Annotated in this window: 10 protein-coding genes and 2 pseudogenes; all 12 read left to right on the forward strand. The window is 65.4% G+C overall.

The window, feature by feature from the left end; translation table 11 throughout:
* The first annotated feature begins 2 nt into the window (after positions 1-2).
* Positions 3-710 (forward strand): 50S ribosomal protein L1, encoded by a 708-nt coding sequence (rplA, locus tag J1C47_RS17040; RefSeq protein WP_207351982.1) that lies wholly within the window; start codon positions 3-5, stop codon positions 708-710.
* A 376-nt stretch (positions 711-1,086) separates the two neighbouring features.
* Entirely contained in the window at positions 1,087-1,605 is a 519-nt protein-coding gene (gene rplJ / locus J1C47_RS17045) for a 50S ribosomal protein L10 (protein WP_207351983.1), read from the forward strand.
* Positions 1,606-1,656: 51 nt separating this feature from the next.
* Positions 1,657-2,037 (forward strand): 50S ribosomal protein L7/L12, encoded by a 381-nt coding sequence (rplL, locus tag J1C47_RS17050; RefSeq protein ID WP_207351984.1) that lies wholly within the window; start codon positions 1,657-1,659, stop codon positions 2,035-2,037.
* A gap of 469 nt (positions 2,038-2,506) precedes the next feature.
* The gene (rpoB, locus tag J1C47_RS17055; protein ID WP_207351985.1) at positions 2,507-6,655 is read left to right on the forward strand and encodes a DNA-directed RNA polymerase subunit beta; all 4,149 of its coding nucleotides are present in this window, start codon (positions 2,507-2,509) and stop codon (positions 6,653-6,655) included.
* Between the two features lie 148 nt (positions 6,656-6,803).
* Positions 6,804-11,000 (forward strand): DNA-directed RNA polymerase subunit beta', encoded by a 4,197-nt coding sequence (rpoC, locus tag J1C47_RS17060; RefSeq protein WP_207351986.1) that lies wholly within the window; start codon positions 6,804-6,806, stop codon positions 10,998-11,000.
* 131 nt (positions 11,001-11,131) lie between these two features.
* Complete coding sequence (locus J1C47_RS17065) at positions 11,132-11,638, forward strand: GNAT family N-acetyltransferase (protein WP_245396629.1); 507 nt, start codon at positions 11,132-11,134, stop codon at positions 11,636-11,638.
* 344 nt (positions 11,639-11,982) lie between these two features.
* Positions 11,983-12,354, forward strand: coding sequence for a 30S ribosomal protein S12 (rpsL, locus tag J1C47_RS17070; protein ID WP_083594172.1), 372 nt, complete (start codon positions 11,983-11,985; stop codon positions 12,352-12,354).
* Positions 12,355-12,386: 32 nt separating this feature from the next.
* Entirely contained in the window at positions 12,387-12,857 is a 471-nt protein-coding gene (gene rpsG / locus J1C47_RS17075; protein WP_207351987.1) for a 30S ribosomal protein S7, read from the forward strand.
* A 34-nt stretch (positions 12,858-12,891) separates the two neighbouring features.
* Positions 12,892-14,982, forward strand: coding sequence for an elongation factor G (gene fusA / locus J1C47_RS17080; protein WP_207351988.1), 2,091 nt, complete (start codon positions 12,892-12,894; stop codon positions 14,980-14,982).
* Positions 14,983-15,044: 62 nt separating this feature from the next.
* Positions 15,045-15,143 (forward strand): annotated as a pseudogene (locus tag J1C47_RS17085) (GTP-binding protein); the annotation flags it as partial.
* Positions 15,140-15,256: pseudogene (locus J1C47_RS23805) on the forward strand (hypothetical protein); the annotation flags it as partial. The pseudogenes J1C47_RS17085 and J1C47_RS23805, both read left to right, overlap by 4 nt.
* A gap of 62 nt (positions 15,257-15,318) precedes the next feature.
* Positions 15,319-15,445 (forward strand): GTP-binding protein (locus tag J1C47_RS17090; RefSeq protein WP_245396639.1); only part of this gene is annotated, 127 nt, incomplete at its 3' end.

A 15,445-nucleotide genomic window follows, 5' to 3' on the forward strand; every position in this document is an offset into this window, starting at 1 on the left:
CGATGGCAAAGATCGGTAAGCGCATCCGCTCCGCCCGCGAAGGCGTCGAACGCACCAAGCTCTACGGCCTCGACGAGGCGATCGCGATGATCAAGGGCAAGACCTCCGTCAAGTTCGACGAGACGGTCGAGATCGCGATGAACCTCGGCGTCGACCCGCGCCACGCCGACCAGATGGTCCGCGGCGTCGTCAACCTGCCGAACGGCACCGGCCGCAAGGTCCGCGTCGCCGTCTTCGCGCGGGGCGACAAGGCCGACGAGGCGAAGGCCGCCGGCGCCGACATCGTCGGTGCGGAGGATCTCGTCGCCGAGATCCAGGCCGGCAACATCAACTTCGACCGCGCCATCGCGACGCCCGACATGATGGGTCTCGTCGGCCGGCTCGGCAAGGTTCTCGGCCCCCGCGGCCTGATGCCGAACCCGCGCGTCGGCACCGTGACGCCGGACGTCGCCGCGGCCGTCAAGGCCTCGAAGGGCGGCGCCGTGGAGTTCCGCGTCGAGAAGGCCGGCATCGTCCATGCCGGCGTCGGCAAGGTCTCCTTCGACGCCAAGGCGATCGCCGAGAACGTCCGCGCCTTCGCCGACGCGGTCAACAAGGCCAAGCCCTCGGGCGCCAAGGGCAACTACGTCAAGCGGATCGCGATCTCCTCGACCATGGGGCCGGGCGTCAAGATCGATCCGTCGACGGTCGCGGCCCAGGCCACGGCCTGACCCTTATCATCGCGGCGCCGGCTTCCTATATCCGGCGCTTTGCGATCACCAAGGAATTCCGGGCACCGCCCGGATGACGGAAGGGCCTTCGGGGCCTTCCGCGCATGCCTGTCCGAGACTGCGGGCGACCTCACCCTCCGGGGCGGGGTCATAATCGTGAGAGAGCCTGCATGAGACGGGGAAGGACCGATCGTCCGGCAAGTCGCCGGACCGCCGGGTTCGAACTCCGAATGCCTTGCGCCGCCCGCGGGTTCCAAACCGCGTGTCACGGGTGAGGGGACAGGATCTCCGAGCGTCGTCCGGGTGACCCGGGCGGCAAAAGGCAAACCGGCCGTGACGTTCCTCCGGGGATGCTGCGGCCAACTGGAGAGAGGCAGTGGACAGAGCGGAAAAACGCGAATTCGTCACGACCCTCAACGAGACCTTCAAGGCCTCGGCGACGGTCGTGGTGGCCCACTATGCCGGTCTCACCGTCGCGCAGATGAACGACTACCGGTCGAGAATGCGTCAGGCGGGCGGGTCCGTCAAAGTCGCGAAGAACCGTCTCGCCAAGATCGCTCTTCAAGGCACGGACGCCGAAGGCATCTCGAATCTCTTCGAGGGCCAGACCCTGATCGCCTATTCCAGCGATCCGGTCACGGCGGCCAAGGTCTCCCAGGACTTCGCCAAGGGCCACGACAAGCTCGTGATCCTCGGCGGCGCCAGTGGGCGGACCGTTCTCGATGCCGACGGTGTGAAGGCGCTCGCCGACATGCCGTCGCTGGATGAACTCAGGGCGAAGCTCGTCGGCATGATTCAGACGCCGGCCACGCGCATCGCCGGGGTTCTCCAGGCACCTGCGGGACAGCTCGCACGCGTGTTCGGGGCCTACGCCAAGAAGGACGAAGCGGCGTGAGGATGGTTCCTCGCTGCTCAAACCGAAGTTCGAACCTGAAGGAAGTGAAAAATGGCTGATCTCGCCAAGATCGTTGAAGACCTGTCGAGCCTGACCGTCCTCGAGGCGGCCGAGCTGTCGAAGATGCTGGAAGAGAAGTGGGGCGTCTCCGCCGCCGCTCCGGTCGCCGTCGCCGCTGCCGGCGGTGGCGCTGCCGCCGAGGCCGCTCCGGTCGAGGAACAGACGGAGTTCACCGTCATCCTCGCCAGCGCCGGCGCGCAGAAGATCAACGTCATCAAGGAAGTGCGCGCTCTGACCGGCCTTGGCCTGAAGGAAGCCAAGGACCTCGTCGACAACGCGCCGAAGCCGGTCAAGGAAGGCGTCGACAAGGCCGAGGCCCAGAAGATCAAGGACCAGCTCGAGAAGGCTGGCGCCCAGGTCGAGGTCAAGTAATCGCGGCGCTCGCCGCGGTTTCGCGACGAAAATTCGGTGGGCGGGGCGGCGAAACGCCGTTCCGCCTTCCGTGCCTGCTGGAGGGGCGGTGCTCCGGCGGCAGGCGGGCGTTCCGGGGAGAGGGCGTTCAGGCAGGCGCGGCAGGTGTCGAGGACGCATTTCCCGACCTTCGCGCGGCGGTCGCCATCGGCGGTCGGCCGGTTATCGCGGCGGTTCGGAAATGCGGGCTGGCGGGCTCGAGAAGGCGGGAGCGGGCGTAAGGCTCGCAGAACGCCCACGCCGCGGGCCCCGGGTGGGCCCGGCGGCATGTCTCGCGGCATCGCGGGATGAATTTTCCGGCGGGGCGGCCGGACCGGGCGGATCGCCCGCAACGAGATTTGCCGCGGCGACGCGGCATCCCCTCTCGCCAAGAGGGATAGCAGGGTCAGCCCTTCGGTCAAGGGCGAAGGCGTTACGAGAAGGAGCGACGATGTCCCAGACGACGACATTTTCGGGTCGCAGGCGGGTCCGCAAGTTCTTCGGGTCGATCCCCGAAGTCGCGCAGATGCCCAATCTCATCGAGGTCCAGAAGGCCTCCTACGATCAGTTCCTGATGGTCGACGAGCCGGAAGGCGGAAGGCCGGACGAAGGGTTGCAGGCGGTCTTCAAGTCGGTCTTCCCGATCACGGACTTCTCGGGCCAGGCGATGCTGGAATTCGTCAAATACGAGTTCGAGGCGCCGAAGTTCGACGTCGACGAGTGCCGGCAGCGCGACCTGACCTTCGCTGCGCCGCTGAAGGTGACGCTGCGCCTGATCGTCTTCGACATCGACGAGGACACCGGTTCGAAGTCGGTCAAGGACATCAAGGAGCAGGACGTCTACATGGGCGACATGCCGCTCATGACGTCCAACGGCACCTTCATCGTCAACGGCACCGAGCGCGTCATCGTCTCGCAGATGCACCGCTCGCCGGGCGTCTTCTTCGACCACGACAAGGGCAAGTCGCACTCGTCGGGCAAGCTGCTCTTTGCGGCCCGCGTCATTCCCTATCGCGGCTCCTGGCTCGACATCGAGTTCGACGCCAAGGACATCGTCCATGCGCGCATCGACCGTCGCCGGAAGATCCCGGTGACGAGCCTTCTCATGGCGCTCGGCATGGACGGCGAGGAGATCCTCTCGACCTTCTACAACGTCATCCAGTTCGAGAAGGGCAAGAACGGCTGGCGGATTCCGTTCTCGGTCGAGCGGGTGCGCGGCCAGACCGCCCAGGGCGACCTGATCGATGCCGATTCCGGCGAGGTGCTGGTCGAGGCCGGCAAGAAGGTCACCGCACGCCAGGCCCGGCAGATGCAGGAGAAGGGCGTCAAGGCCCTGCGTGCCGCCGAGGAAGACCTCTACGGCTACTATCTCGCCGAGGACATCGTGAACTTCTCGACGGGCGAGGTGTATCTCGAAGCCGGCGACGAGATCGACGAGAAGACGCTGAAGGTGCTGGTCGACGCCGGTTATGACGAGATCCAGGTGCTCGACATCGATCACGTCAATGTCGGCGGCTACATCCGCAACACGCTCGCCGCCGACAAGAACGAGACCCGGCAGGACGCGCTGTTCGACATCTACCGGGTGATGCGTCCGGGCGAGCCGCCGACGATGGAAACCGCCGAGGCGATGTTCCACTCGCTGTTCTTCGACGCCGAGCGCTACGACCTGTCGGCGGTCGGCCGCGTGAAGATGAACATGCGCCTCGAGGTGAACGCCGAGGACACCGTCCGCGTGCTCCGCAAGGAGGACATCATCGCGGTGGTGCGCACGCTCGTCGACCTGCGCGACGGCCGCGGCGAGATCGACGACATCGACAATCTCGGCAACCGCCGGGTGCGTTCGGTCGGCGAGCTGATGGAGAACCAGTATCGCGTCGGCCTGCTGCGCATGGAGCGGGCGATCAAGGAGCGCATGTCGAGCGTCGAGGTCGACACCGTCATGCCGCAGGATCTGATCAACGCCAAGCCGGCGGCCGCGGCGGTGCGCGAGTTCTTCGGATCCTCGCAGCTGTCGCAGTTCATGGATCAAACCAACCCGCTGTCGGAGATCACCCACAAGCGCCGCCTCTCGGCGCTCGGACCGGGCGGCCTGACGCGCGAGCGCGCCGGCTTCGAGGTGCGCGACGTGCATCCGACGCATTACGGCCGGATCTGCCCGATCGAGACGCCGGAAGGTCCGAACATCGGCCTGATCAACTCGCTCGCCACCTTCGCGCGCGTCAACAAGTACGGCTTCATCGAGAGCCCGTACCGGCGCGTCGTCGACGGCAAGGTGACGAGCGAGGTCGTCTATCTGTCGGCCATGGAGGAGTCGAAGCATCACGTCGCCCAGGCGAACGCGATCCTCAGCGACGACATGACCTTCCAGAACGAGTTCGTGGTCTGCCGCCACCAGGGCGACGTCTTCATGACGCCGCGCGATAACGTCGACCTCATGGACGTCTCGCCGAAGCAGCTCGTCTCCGTCGCCGCGGCGCTGATCCCGTTCCTCGAGAACGACGACGCCAACCGCGCGCTGATGGGTTCGAACATGCAGCGTCAGGCGGTGCCGCTGGTGAGGGCCGAGGCGCCCTTCGTCGGCACCGGCATGGAGCCGGTGGTGGCACGCGATTCCGGCGCCGCCATCGGCGCGCGGCGCACCGGCATCGTCGACCAGGTCGACGCGACGCGTATCGTCATCCGGGCGACCGACGACCTCCAGGCTGGCAAGTCGGGCGTCGACATCTACCGGCTGATGAAGTTCCAGCGGTCGAACCAGAACACCTGCATCAACCAGCGTCCGCTGGTCGCGGTGGGCGACCGGGTGTCGAAGGGCGACATCATCGCCGACGGCCCGTCGACCGATCTCGGCGATCTGGCGCTCGGCCGCAACGTGCTCGTCGCCTTCATGCCGTGGAACGGCTACAACTACGAGGACTCGATCCTGCTCTCCGAGCGGATCGTCGCCGACGACGTCTTCACCTCGATCCACATCGAGGAATTCGAGGTCATGGCCCGCGACACCAAGCTCGGGCCGGAAGAGATCACGCGCGACATTCCGAACGTCTCGGAAGAGGCGCTGAAGAACCTCGACGAGGCGGGCATCGTCTATATCGGTGCCGAGGTGCAGCCGGGCGACATCCTGGTCGGCAAGATCACGCCGAAGGGCGAGAGCCCGATGACGCCGGAGGAAAAGCTCCTGCGCGCGATCTTCGGCGAGAAGGCCTCGGACGTGCGCGACACGTCGAGCCGCATGCCTCCCGGCGCCTACGGCACGGTCGTCGAGGTGCGCGTCTTCAATCGTCACGGCGTCGAGAAGGACGAGCGTGCCATGGCGATCGAGCGCGAGGAGATCGAGCGGCTGGCCAAGGACCGCGACGACGAGCAGGCGATCCTCGACCGCAACGTCTACGGCCGCCTCGTCGAGATGCTCGACGGCAAGACGGCGATCGCCGGGCCGAAGGGCTTCAAGAAGGGCTCGGCGATCTCGGCCGACGCGATGAACGAGTATTCCCGCTCGCAGTGGTGGATGTTCGCCGTCGAGGACGAGAAGCTCCAGGCCGAACTCGAGGATCTGCGCAACGTCTATGACGAGGCGAAGCGCACCCTCGAACAGCGGTTCATGGACAAGGTCGAGAAGGTCCAGCGCGGTGACGAGCTGCCTCCGGGCGTCATGAAGCAGGTGAAGGTCTTCGTCGCGGTCAAGCGCAAGATCCAGCCGGGCGACAAGATGGCCGGCCGGCACGGCAACAAGGGCGTGGTCTCGCGCATCGTTCCGGTGGAGGACATGCCCTTCACCGAGGACGGCACCCATGTCGACATCGTGCTCAATCCGCTCGGTGTGCCGTCGCGCATGAATGTCGGGCAGATCCTCGAGACGCATCTCGGCTGGGCCTGCGCCGGCATGGGCCGGAAGATCGGCGAGATGGTCGAGGCCTACAAGCGCGACCACGACGTCACGCCGCTGCGCAGCGAGATCGCCGGCCTGCTCGGCGACAACGACCGCAACGAGCCGGTGAAGTCCTACGACGACGACAGCGTCGTGACGCTGGCGCGGCAGATGACCAAGGGCGTCTCCATCGCGACCCCGGTCTTCGACGGCGCCAACGAGAAGGACATCGTCGAGTGGCTGGAGAAGGCCGGGCTGAACGGCTCGGGGCAGGTGACGCTCTATGACGGGCGCACCGGCGAGGCCTTCGACAGGCAGGTGACCGTCGGCTACATCTACATGCTGAAGCTGCATCACCTGGTCGACGACAAGATCCACGCCCGGTCGATCGGCCCCTACTCGCTCGTCACCCAGCAGCCGCTGGGCGGCAAGGCGCAGTTCGGCGGCCAGCGCTTCGGCGAGATGGAGGTCTGGGCGCTCGAGGCGTACGGCGCGGCCTACACGCTGCAGGAGATGCTGACGGTGAAGTCGGACGACGTCGCCGGCCGCACCAAGGTCTACGAGTCGATCGTCAGGGGCGACGACGCGTTCGAGTCCGGCATTCCGGAGAGCTTCAACGTGCTCGTCAAGGAAATGCGCTCGCTCGGCCTCGACGTCGACCTGCAGAACTCGACGGCCGAGCTTCCGGCGCCGCCGACCCGCACCGACCTGCCCGACGCCGCGGAGTAAACGCGCCCGGGCAGACGAGACTGCGAGGGCCGTCTTCAGGACGGCCCGAGCCGGCGTCGAGGAACGCCGGCTCGAATAGCGCGGATGATTTCAGCGGTCGGCCACGCCACCGCCGTTCAGGGGCCGAACGCCCCAGAAGGAGAAAGCCATGAACCAAGAGGTCATGAACATCTTCAACCCGCAGGCCGCGGCGCAGACGTTCGACTCGATCCGGATCTCGCTGGCGAGCCCGGAAAAGATCCTCTCCTGGTCCTTCGGCGAGATCAAGAAGCCGGAAACCATCAACTACCGCACCTTCAAGCCGGAGCGCGACGGCCTGTTCTGCGCCCGCATCTTCGGTCCGATCAAGGACTACGAGTGCCTGTGCGGCAAGTACAAGCGGATGAAGTACAAGGGCATCATCTGCGAAAAGTGCGGCGTCGAGGTCACCCTGTCGCGCGTGCGGCGCGAGCGCATGGGCCATATCGAGCTCGCCGCGCCCGTCGCCCACATCTGGTTCCTGAAGTCGCTGCCCTCGCGCATCGGCACGCTGCTCGACATGACCCTGAAGGACATCGAGCGGGTCCTCTACTTCGAGAACTACATCGTCACCGAGCCGGGCCTCACCTCGCTGAAGGAGCATCAGCTCCTCTCCGAGGAGGAGTACATGATCGCGGTCGACGAGTTCGGCGAGGACAGCTTCACCGCGCTCATCGGCGCCGAGGCGATCCAGGATCTGCTCGCCTCGATGGATCTCGAGAAGATCGCGGCCGACCTTCGCGAGGAGCTGGCGTCGACGACGTCCGAGCTCAAGACGAAGAAGCTGATGAAGCGGCTGAAGATCGTCGAGAACTTCCTGGAGTCGGGCAACCGGCCGGAGTGGATGATCATGACCGTCGTTCCGGTGATCCCGCCGGATCTGCGCCCGCTCGTCCCGCTGGACGGCGGCCGCTTCGCGACGTCCGACCTCAACGACCTCTACCGCCGCGTCATCAACCGCAACAACCGCCTGAAGCGGCTGATCGAGCTGCGCGCGCCCGGCATCATCATCCGCAACGAGAAGCGGATGCTGCAGGAGGCCGTCGACGCGCTGTTCGACAACGGCCGCCGCGGCCGCGTCATCACCGGCGCCAACAAGCGGCCGCTGAAGTCGCTGTCCGACATGCTGAAGGGCAAGCAGGGCCGGTTCCGCCAGAACCTGCTCGGCAAGCGCGTCGACTATTCCGGCCGCTCGGTCATCGTGACCGGTCCGGAGCTGAAGCTGCACCAGTGCGGCCTGCCCAAGAAGATGGCGCTGGAGCTGTTCAAGCCGTTCATCTATGCGCGGCTCGACGCCAAGGGCTATTCCTCGACGGTCAAACAGGCGAAGAAGCTGGTCGAGAAGGAGCGTCCGGAGGTCTGGGACATCCTCGACGAGGTGATCCGCGAGCATCCGGTGCTGCTCAACCGCGCGCCGACGCTGCACCGCCTCGGCATCCAGGCCTTCGAGCCGGTGCTGATCGAGGGCAAGGCGATCCAGCTGCATCCGCTGGTCTGCACAGCCTTCAACGCCGACTTCGACGGCGACCAGATGGCGGTGCACGTGCCGCTGTCGATCGAGGCGCAGCTCGAAGCGCGCGTCCTGATGATGTCGACCAACAACATCCTGCATCCGGCGAACGGCGCGCCGATCATCGTGCCGAGCCAAGACATGGTGCTCGGCCTCTACTACCTGTCGATCATGAACGAGAACGAGCCGGGCGAGGGCATGGCCTTCTCCGACATGGGCGAGCTCGACCATGCGCTGGCCTCGAAGTCGGTGACCCTGCATTCGAAGGTCCGGGGCCGGTTCAAGACCGTCGACGCCGAGGGCAACGAGGTCTCGGCGATCCACGAGACCACCCCCGGCCGCATGATGATCGGCGAGCTTTTGCCGAAGAACCACATGATCCCCTTTGCCATCTGCAACCAGCTGATGACGAAGAAGAACATCTCCAAGATGATCGACACTGTGTATCGCCACTGCGGTCAGAAGGAGACGGTGATCTTCTGCGACCGGATCATGCAGCTCGGCTTCCGCAACGCCTGCACGGCCGGCATCTCCTTCGGCAAGGACGACATGGTCATCCCGGAGGCGAAGGCCAAGCTGATCGCCGAGACCCAGGCGCTCGCCAAGGAATACGAGCAGCAGTACAATGACGGCCTGATCACCCAGGGCGAGAAGTACAACAAGGTGGTCGACGCCTGGGCGAAGTGCACGGACAAGATCGCCGAGCACATGATGGAGCGCATCAAGGCGGTCGAGTTCGACGACAACGGCCGCCAGAAGCCGATGAACTCGATCTACATGATGTCGCATTCGGGCGCCCGCGGCTCCCCGACCCAGATGCGCCAGCTCGCGGCGATGCGCGGCCTGATGACCAAGCCCTCGGGCGAGATCATCGAGACGCCGATCATCTCCAACTTCAAGGAAGGTCTGACCGTGCTCGAGTACTTCAACTCGACCCACGGCGCCCGCAAGGGCCTCGCGGACACCGCCCTGAAGACAGCGAATTCCGGCTATCTGACCCGCCGCCTCGTCGACGTCGCGCAGGACTGCATCATCACGCAGTCGGATTGCGGCACGGAGAACGGCCTGACCATGCAGCCGATCGTCGATGCCGGCCAGGTCGTCGCGACCCTCGGCCAGCGCATCCTCGGCCGTACCGCGCTCGAGGACATCGCCGACCCGCAGTCGGGCGAGGTTCTCGTTGCGGCCGGCCGGATGATCGAGGAGGCCGACGTCGAGCGGATCGAGAAGGCCAGCATCCAGTCGGTCAAGATCCGCTCGGCGCTGACCTGCGAGGTCCGCACCGGCATCTGCGCCACCTGCTACGGGCGCGATCTCGCTCGCGGCACGCCCGTCAACATGGGCGAGGCGGTCGGCGTCATCGCGGCGCAGTCGATCGGCGAGCCGGGCACCCAGCTCACGATGCGCACCTTCCACATGGGCGGCACGGCGCAGGTGGTGGATTCCTCGTTCCTCGAGGCGTCCTACGAAGGCACGGTGAAGGTCCGCAACCGCAACGTCGTCCGCGATTCCGACGGCAAGCTGGTGGCGATGGGCCGCAACATGGCGATCCTGATCCTCGACCAGAGCGGCAAGGAACGGGCCTCGCACCGGCTGACCTACGGCTCGCGCATCTATGTCGACGACGGCGACCAGGTCCGCCGCGGCCAGCGCATCGCCGAATGGGATCCGTACACCCGCCCGGTTCTCACCGAGCTCGAAGGCACGATCGACTTCGAGGACATGGTGGACGGCGTCTCGGTGTCGGAGCAGACCGACGAGTCGACCGGCATCACCAAGCGTGCGGTCATCGACTGGCGGGCGAGCCCGCGCGGCCAGGACCTGAAGCCGGCGATCGTCATCAAGGGCAAGGGCGGCGAGATCCTCAAGCTCGCCCGCGGCTCGGACGCCCGCTACTTCCAGTCGGTGGACGCGATCCTCTCGGTGGAGCCCGGCCAGCACGTCAAGGCCGGCGACGTCCTGTCGCGCATTCCGATGGAAAGCGCCAAGACCAAGGACATCACCGGTGGTCTGCCGCGCGTCGCGGAACTGTTCGAGGCCAGAAAGCCGAAGGACAACGCGATCATCGCCGAGATCGACGGCACGGTGAAGTTCGGGCGCGACTACAAGAACAAGCGCCGGATCATCGTCGAGCCGCATGAGGACGGCGTCGAGCCGGTGGAGTACCTGATCCCGAAGGGCAAGCCGTTCCACCTGCAGGAAGGCGACGTCATCGAGAAGGGCGACTACATCCTCGACGGCAATCCGGCGCCGCACGACATCCTGGCGATCCGCGGCGTGGAGGCTCTCGCGAGCTACCTCGTCAACGAGATCCAGGAGGTCTACCGGCTGCAGGGCGTTCTGATCAACGACAAGCACATCGAGGTCATCGTCCGGCAGATGCTGCAGAAGGTCGAGATCGTCGAATCCGGCGATTCCGGCTACATTCCGGGCGATCACGTCGACCGGATCGAGCTCGCCGAGCTCAACGAGCGGCTGGAGGAGGACGGCAAGAAGCCGGCCTCCGGCAACCCGGTCCTGCTCGGCATCACCAAGGCCTCGCTGCAGACCCCGTCCTTCATCTCGGCGGCCTCCTTCCAGGAGACCACCCGCGTCCTCACCGAGGCGGCCGTGGCCGGCAAGATGGACACGCTGCAGGGCCTGAAGGAGAACGTCATCGTCGGCCGGCTCATCCCGGCGGGCACCGGCGGCATGATGACCCAGATGCGCCGCATCGCCGGTTCGCGCGACGACCTCATCCTCGAGGACCGCCGCAAGGCCGCGAATGTCGCGGAGACCGACCGCATGCTCACTGCGGTCGAGGACGCCGCGGAGTAGAATACGGCGTGCCGACCGTCTGAAAGCTATCGCGGGGCCGCTTCCGAGAGGATGCGGCCCTTCGCTTTAGCATTGCCCCAGCATCCGCCGGCGACGCCTGCTGCGGGCGATTCGAGAGGAGATCGTCTCGGTTGGCGACGAACGACCAAAACACAGCCGAGAGCCAGGTGGTTGCGGTCAGGCGGGCGACTCTCGCCGATCTCCTCCGGCTCAACAACGAGCACGCCGAACAACTCTCCTTTCTCGACATGGCCGGTTTCGAGCGGCTGGTCGCGCGCGCCTTCCTCGCCCGCCAGACGCAGGACGCCGGCGCCTTCGTCGTCGCCTTCGACGAGACCGGCGACTACGACAGCCCGAACTTTCTCTGGTTCAGGGCGCGCTACGAGCGCTTCGTCTACGTCGACCGCGTCGTCGTCGCGCCGCAGGCGCGGGGCAGGGGTCTCGCGCGGGCGCTCTACGATTCGGTTCTCGCCGCCGCAATGGCGGCGGATGCCGGACGAATCGTCTGCGAAATCAATCTCGATCCGCCGAATCCCGGCTCGCTGCGCTTCCACGAACGCCTCGGCTTCCGCAAGGTTGGCGAGGCGCGCCTCGCCGGCGGCGAAAAGACCGTCGGCTATTACGAGCTTTCCCTCTGACGCATGGCTCGTGGCCGCCAATGCGGTGAAAACGCCGCCGGAATGCCCGGTTTGGCGCTTGACGGAACGAATCCGAACGTTTAGTTACGCGCCAACTGAGCCGATGTGAGGCCGAGTCATTTCCTGTCGACGCCAAGTCCGGGAAGCAGCCGCCTCAAACAAGGCTTCGTTCAACGAGACGTCACTTTCTGGCGCATGACCGCTTGCGGTCCTCTGCTTCTCGCCGGGCCGTCCGCAAAGTCAAGCGGACCGAAGCCCGGCTTCGCGCATGGCGAACCCTGTTCGCCCGGCGTGGGCGACGCTTCGTTACGAACCTGGGACTGGAAGACTTAGAGGAAGGTTGAATGCCGACCATCAACCAATTGATCCGGAAGCCGCGTGTGCGTCCCACCGAGCGCAACACTGTCCCGGCTCTCGAAGCGAACCCGCAGAAGCGCGGCGTCTGCACGCGCGTCTACACGACCACGCCGAAGAAGCCGAACTCGGCGCTCCGCAAGGTCGCCAAGGTCCGTCTCGTCAACGGCTACGAAGTCATCGGCTACATTCCCGGCGAAGGCCACAATCTTCAGGAGCACTCCGTGGTGATGATCCGCGGCGGGCGCGTGAAGGACCTTCCGGGCGTGCGCTATCACATCATCCGCGGCGTGCTCGATACGCAGGGCGTGAAGAACCGCAGGCAGCGGCGCTCCAAGTACGGCGCCAAGCGTCCGAAGTAATCGACCCCGCGACCAGTTGAAGAGACCATAGAATGTCCCGCCGTCACAGAGCCGAAAAGCGCGAGATCAATCCGGACCCGAAGTTCGGCGACCTCGTGGTGTCGAAGTTCATGAACGCCGTGATGTACGACGGCAAGAAGTCGGTGGCCGAGCGCATCGTCTACGGCGCGCTCGACACCGTCCACGAGAAGACCCGGCAGGATTCGGTCGCGATCTTCCATCAGGCGCTCGAGAACATCGCGCCGCATGTGGAGGTCCGGTCCCGCCGCGTCGGCGGCGCGACCTACCAGGTCCCCGTCGACGTCCGCCCGGAGCGCCGCCAGGCGCTCGCCATTCGCTGGCTGATCACGGCCGCCCGCAACCGCAACGAGACGACGATGGTCGACCGCCTTTCCGGCGAGTTGATGGACGCCGCCAACAACCGCGGTTCGGCTGTCAAGAAGCGGGAAGACACGCACCGGATGGCGGAAGCCAACCGCGCCTTCTCGCACTATCGCTGGTAATACTGAAAAGCTTCCGTCTGAAAGGCGACGCCCCATGGCACGCGAATACAAGATCGAAGACTACCGCAATTTCGGCATCATGGCGCATATCGATGCCGGCAAGACCACGACCACCGAGCGGATCCTCTTCTATACCGGCAAGTCCCACAAGATCGGCGAAGTCCATGACGGCGCCGCGACGATGGACTGGATGGAGCAGGAGCAGGAGCGCGGCATCACCATCACGTCGGCTGCCACGACGACGTTCTGGCAGGGCCGTGACGGCAAGAAGCGCCGCTTCAACATCATCGACACGCCCGGCCACGTCGACTTCACCATCGAGGTCGAGCGGTCGCTGCGCGTGCTCGACGGCGCGATCGCGCTGCTCGACGCCAATGCCGGCGTCGAGCCGCAGACCGAGACCGTCTGGCGCCAGGCCGACAAGTACCGCGTCCCGCGGATGATCTTCGTCAACAAGATGGACAAGATCGGCGCCGACTTCTTCCGCTGCGTCGAGATGATCAAGTCGCGCCTCGGCGCGCGTCCGATCGTGATCCAGCTGCCGATCGGCGCGGAGAGCGAGCTCAAGGGCGTCATCGACCTCATCGAGATGAAGGCGCTCGTCTGGCGCGACGAGACCCTCGGCGCCCAGTGGGACGTGCTCGAGATCCCCGAGGATCTGAAGGCGCAGGCCGAAGAGTACCGCGAAGCGATGATCGAGGCGGCCGTCGAGATCGACGAGCCGGCGATGGAGAAGTATCTCGAAGGCGAGATGCCCTCCAACGACGAGCTGCGCCGGCTGATCCGCAAGGGCACCTGCGACGTATGGTTCACGCCGGTCCTCTGCGGCTCGGCTTTCAAGAACAAGGGCGTGCAGCCGCTGCTCGATGCCGTCGTCGACTTCCTGCCCTCGCCGGTCGAGGTTCACGCGATCAAGGGCATCGATCCGAAGACCGAGCAGGAAATCATCCGCAAGTCGTCGGACGAAGAGCCGCTGTCGATGCTGGCCTTCAAGATCATGAACGATCCCTTCGTCGGGTCGCTCACCTTCGCTCGCATCTATTCCGGCGTTCTGACCAAGGGCTCGTCGCTCCAGAACACCGTGAAGGAGAAGAAGGAGCGCATCGGCCGCATGCTGCAGATGCACTCCAACTCCCGCGAAGACATCGAAGAGGCCTATGCCGGCGACATCGTCGCCCTGGCCGGCCTCAAGGACACGACCACGGGCGACACGCTCTGCGATCCGCTGAAGCCGGTCATCCTGGAGCGCATGGAATTCCCCGATCCGGTCATCGAGATCGCGATCGAGCCGAAGACCAAGGCCGACCAGGAGAAGATGGGCCTCGCGCTCAACCGTCTCGCCGCCGAGGATCCGTCCTTCCGCGTCAAGACCGACGAGGAATCGGGCCAGACGATCATCGCCGGCATGGGCGAGCTTCACCTCGACATTCTCGTCGACCGGATGAAGCGCGAGTTCAAGGTCGAGGCGAATGTCGGCGCGCCGCAGGTCGCCTATCGCGAGACGATCACCCGCCGCGCCGAGGTGGACTATACCCACAAGAAGCAGACCGGCGGCACGGGCCAGTTCGCCCGCGTCAAGATGACCTTCGAGCCGGCCGAGATCGGCGAGGGCTTCACCTTCGAGTCGAAGATCGTCGGTGGCTCGGTGCCGAAGGAATACGTCCCGGGCGTCGAGAAGGGCATCAAGTCGGTGATGACCTCCGGTCCGCTCGCCGGCTTCCCGATGGTCGACATCAAGGCCGAGCTGATCGACGGCGCCTTTCACGACGTCGACTCCTCGGTCCTCGCCTTCGAGATCGCGTCTCGTGCCGGTTTCCGCGAGGCCATCCAGAAGGCCGGTCCGCGGCTGCTCGAGCCGGTGATGAAGGTCGAGGTTGTGACGCCCGAGGATTACGTCGGCGACGTCATCGGCGATTTGAACTCGCGGCGCGGCCAGATCCAGGGCACCGAGCCCCGCGGCATCGCCCAGGTGGTCAACGCCATGGTGCCGCTCGCCAACATGTTCGGCTACGTCAACACGCTGCGGTCGATGTCGCAGGGCCGGGCGCAGTACACCATGCTGTTCGATCACTACGAGCCGGTTCCGAACCAGGTCGCGGAAGAGATCCAGAAGAAATACGCCTGAGGTCTTTCAGGTCGAACCCGTTCGGCTCCAGCGAGCCAAGATGAAATGAATGGAGTGGCACTATGGCCAAGAGCAAATTCGAGCGCAACAAGCCGCATGTGAACATCGGCACGATCGGGCACGTCGACCACGGCAAGACGTCGCTGACGGCGGCGATTACGTCAACACGCTGCGGTCGATGTCGCAGGGCCGGGCGCAGTACACCATGCTGTTCGATCACTACGAGCCGGTTCCGAACCAGGTCGCGGAAGAGATCCAGAAGAAATACGCCTGAGGTCTTTCAGGTCGAACCCGTTCGGCTCCAGCGAGCCAAGATGAAATGAATGGAGTGGCACTATGGCCAAGAGCAAATTCGAGCGCAACAAGCCGCATGTGAACATCGGCACGATCGGGCACGTCGACCACGGCAAGACGTCGCTGACGGCGGCGATCACCAAGTATTTCGGCGAATACCGGGCCTATG

Source organism: Jiella sonneratiae, assembly GCF_017353515.1.
Classification (GTDB): domain Bacteria; phylum Pseudomonadota; class Alphaproteobacteria; order Rhizobiales; family Rhizobiaceae; genus Jiella; species Jiella sonneratiae.

Excerpts from the sequence above, each read along its gene's own strand:
- rplL (WP_207351984.1), top strand. The coding sequence starts at position 1,657 with ATGGCTGATCTCGCCAAGATCGTTGAAGACCTGTCGAGCCTGACCGTC.
- rplA (WP_207351982.1), top strand. The coding sequence starts at position 3 with ATGGCAAAGATCGGTAAGCGCATCCGCTCCGCCCGCGAAGGCGTCGAA.
- rpoB (WP_207351985.1), top strand. The coding sequence starts at position 2,507 with ATGTCCCAGACGACGACATTTTCGGGTCGCAGGCGGGTCCGCAAGTTC.
- fusA (WP_207351988.1), top strand. The coding sequence starts at position 12,892 with ATGGCACGCGAATACAAGATCGAAGACTACCGCAATTTCGGCATCATG.
- rpsL (WP_083594172.1), top strand. The coding sequence starts at position 11,983 with ATGCCGACCATCAACCAATTGATCCGGAAGCCGCGTGTGCGTCCCACC.
- rpsG (WP_207351987.1), top strand. The coding sequence starts at position 12,387 with ATGTCCCGCCGTCACAGAGCCGAAAAGCGCGAGATCAATCCGGACCCG.
- rpoC (WP_207351986.1), top strand. The coding sequence starts at position 6,804 with ATGAACCAAGAGGTCATGAACATCTTCAACCCGCAGGCCGCGGCGCAG.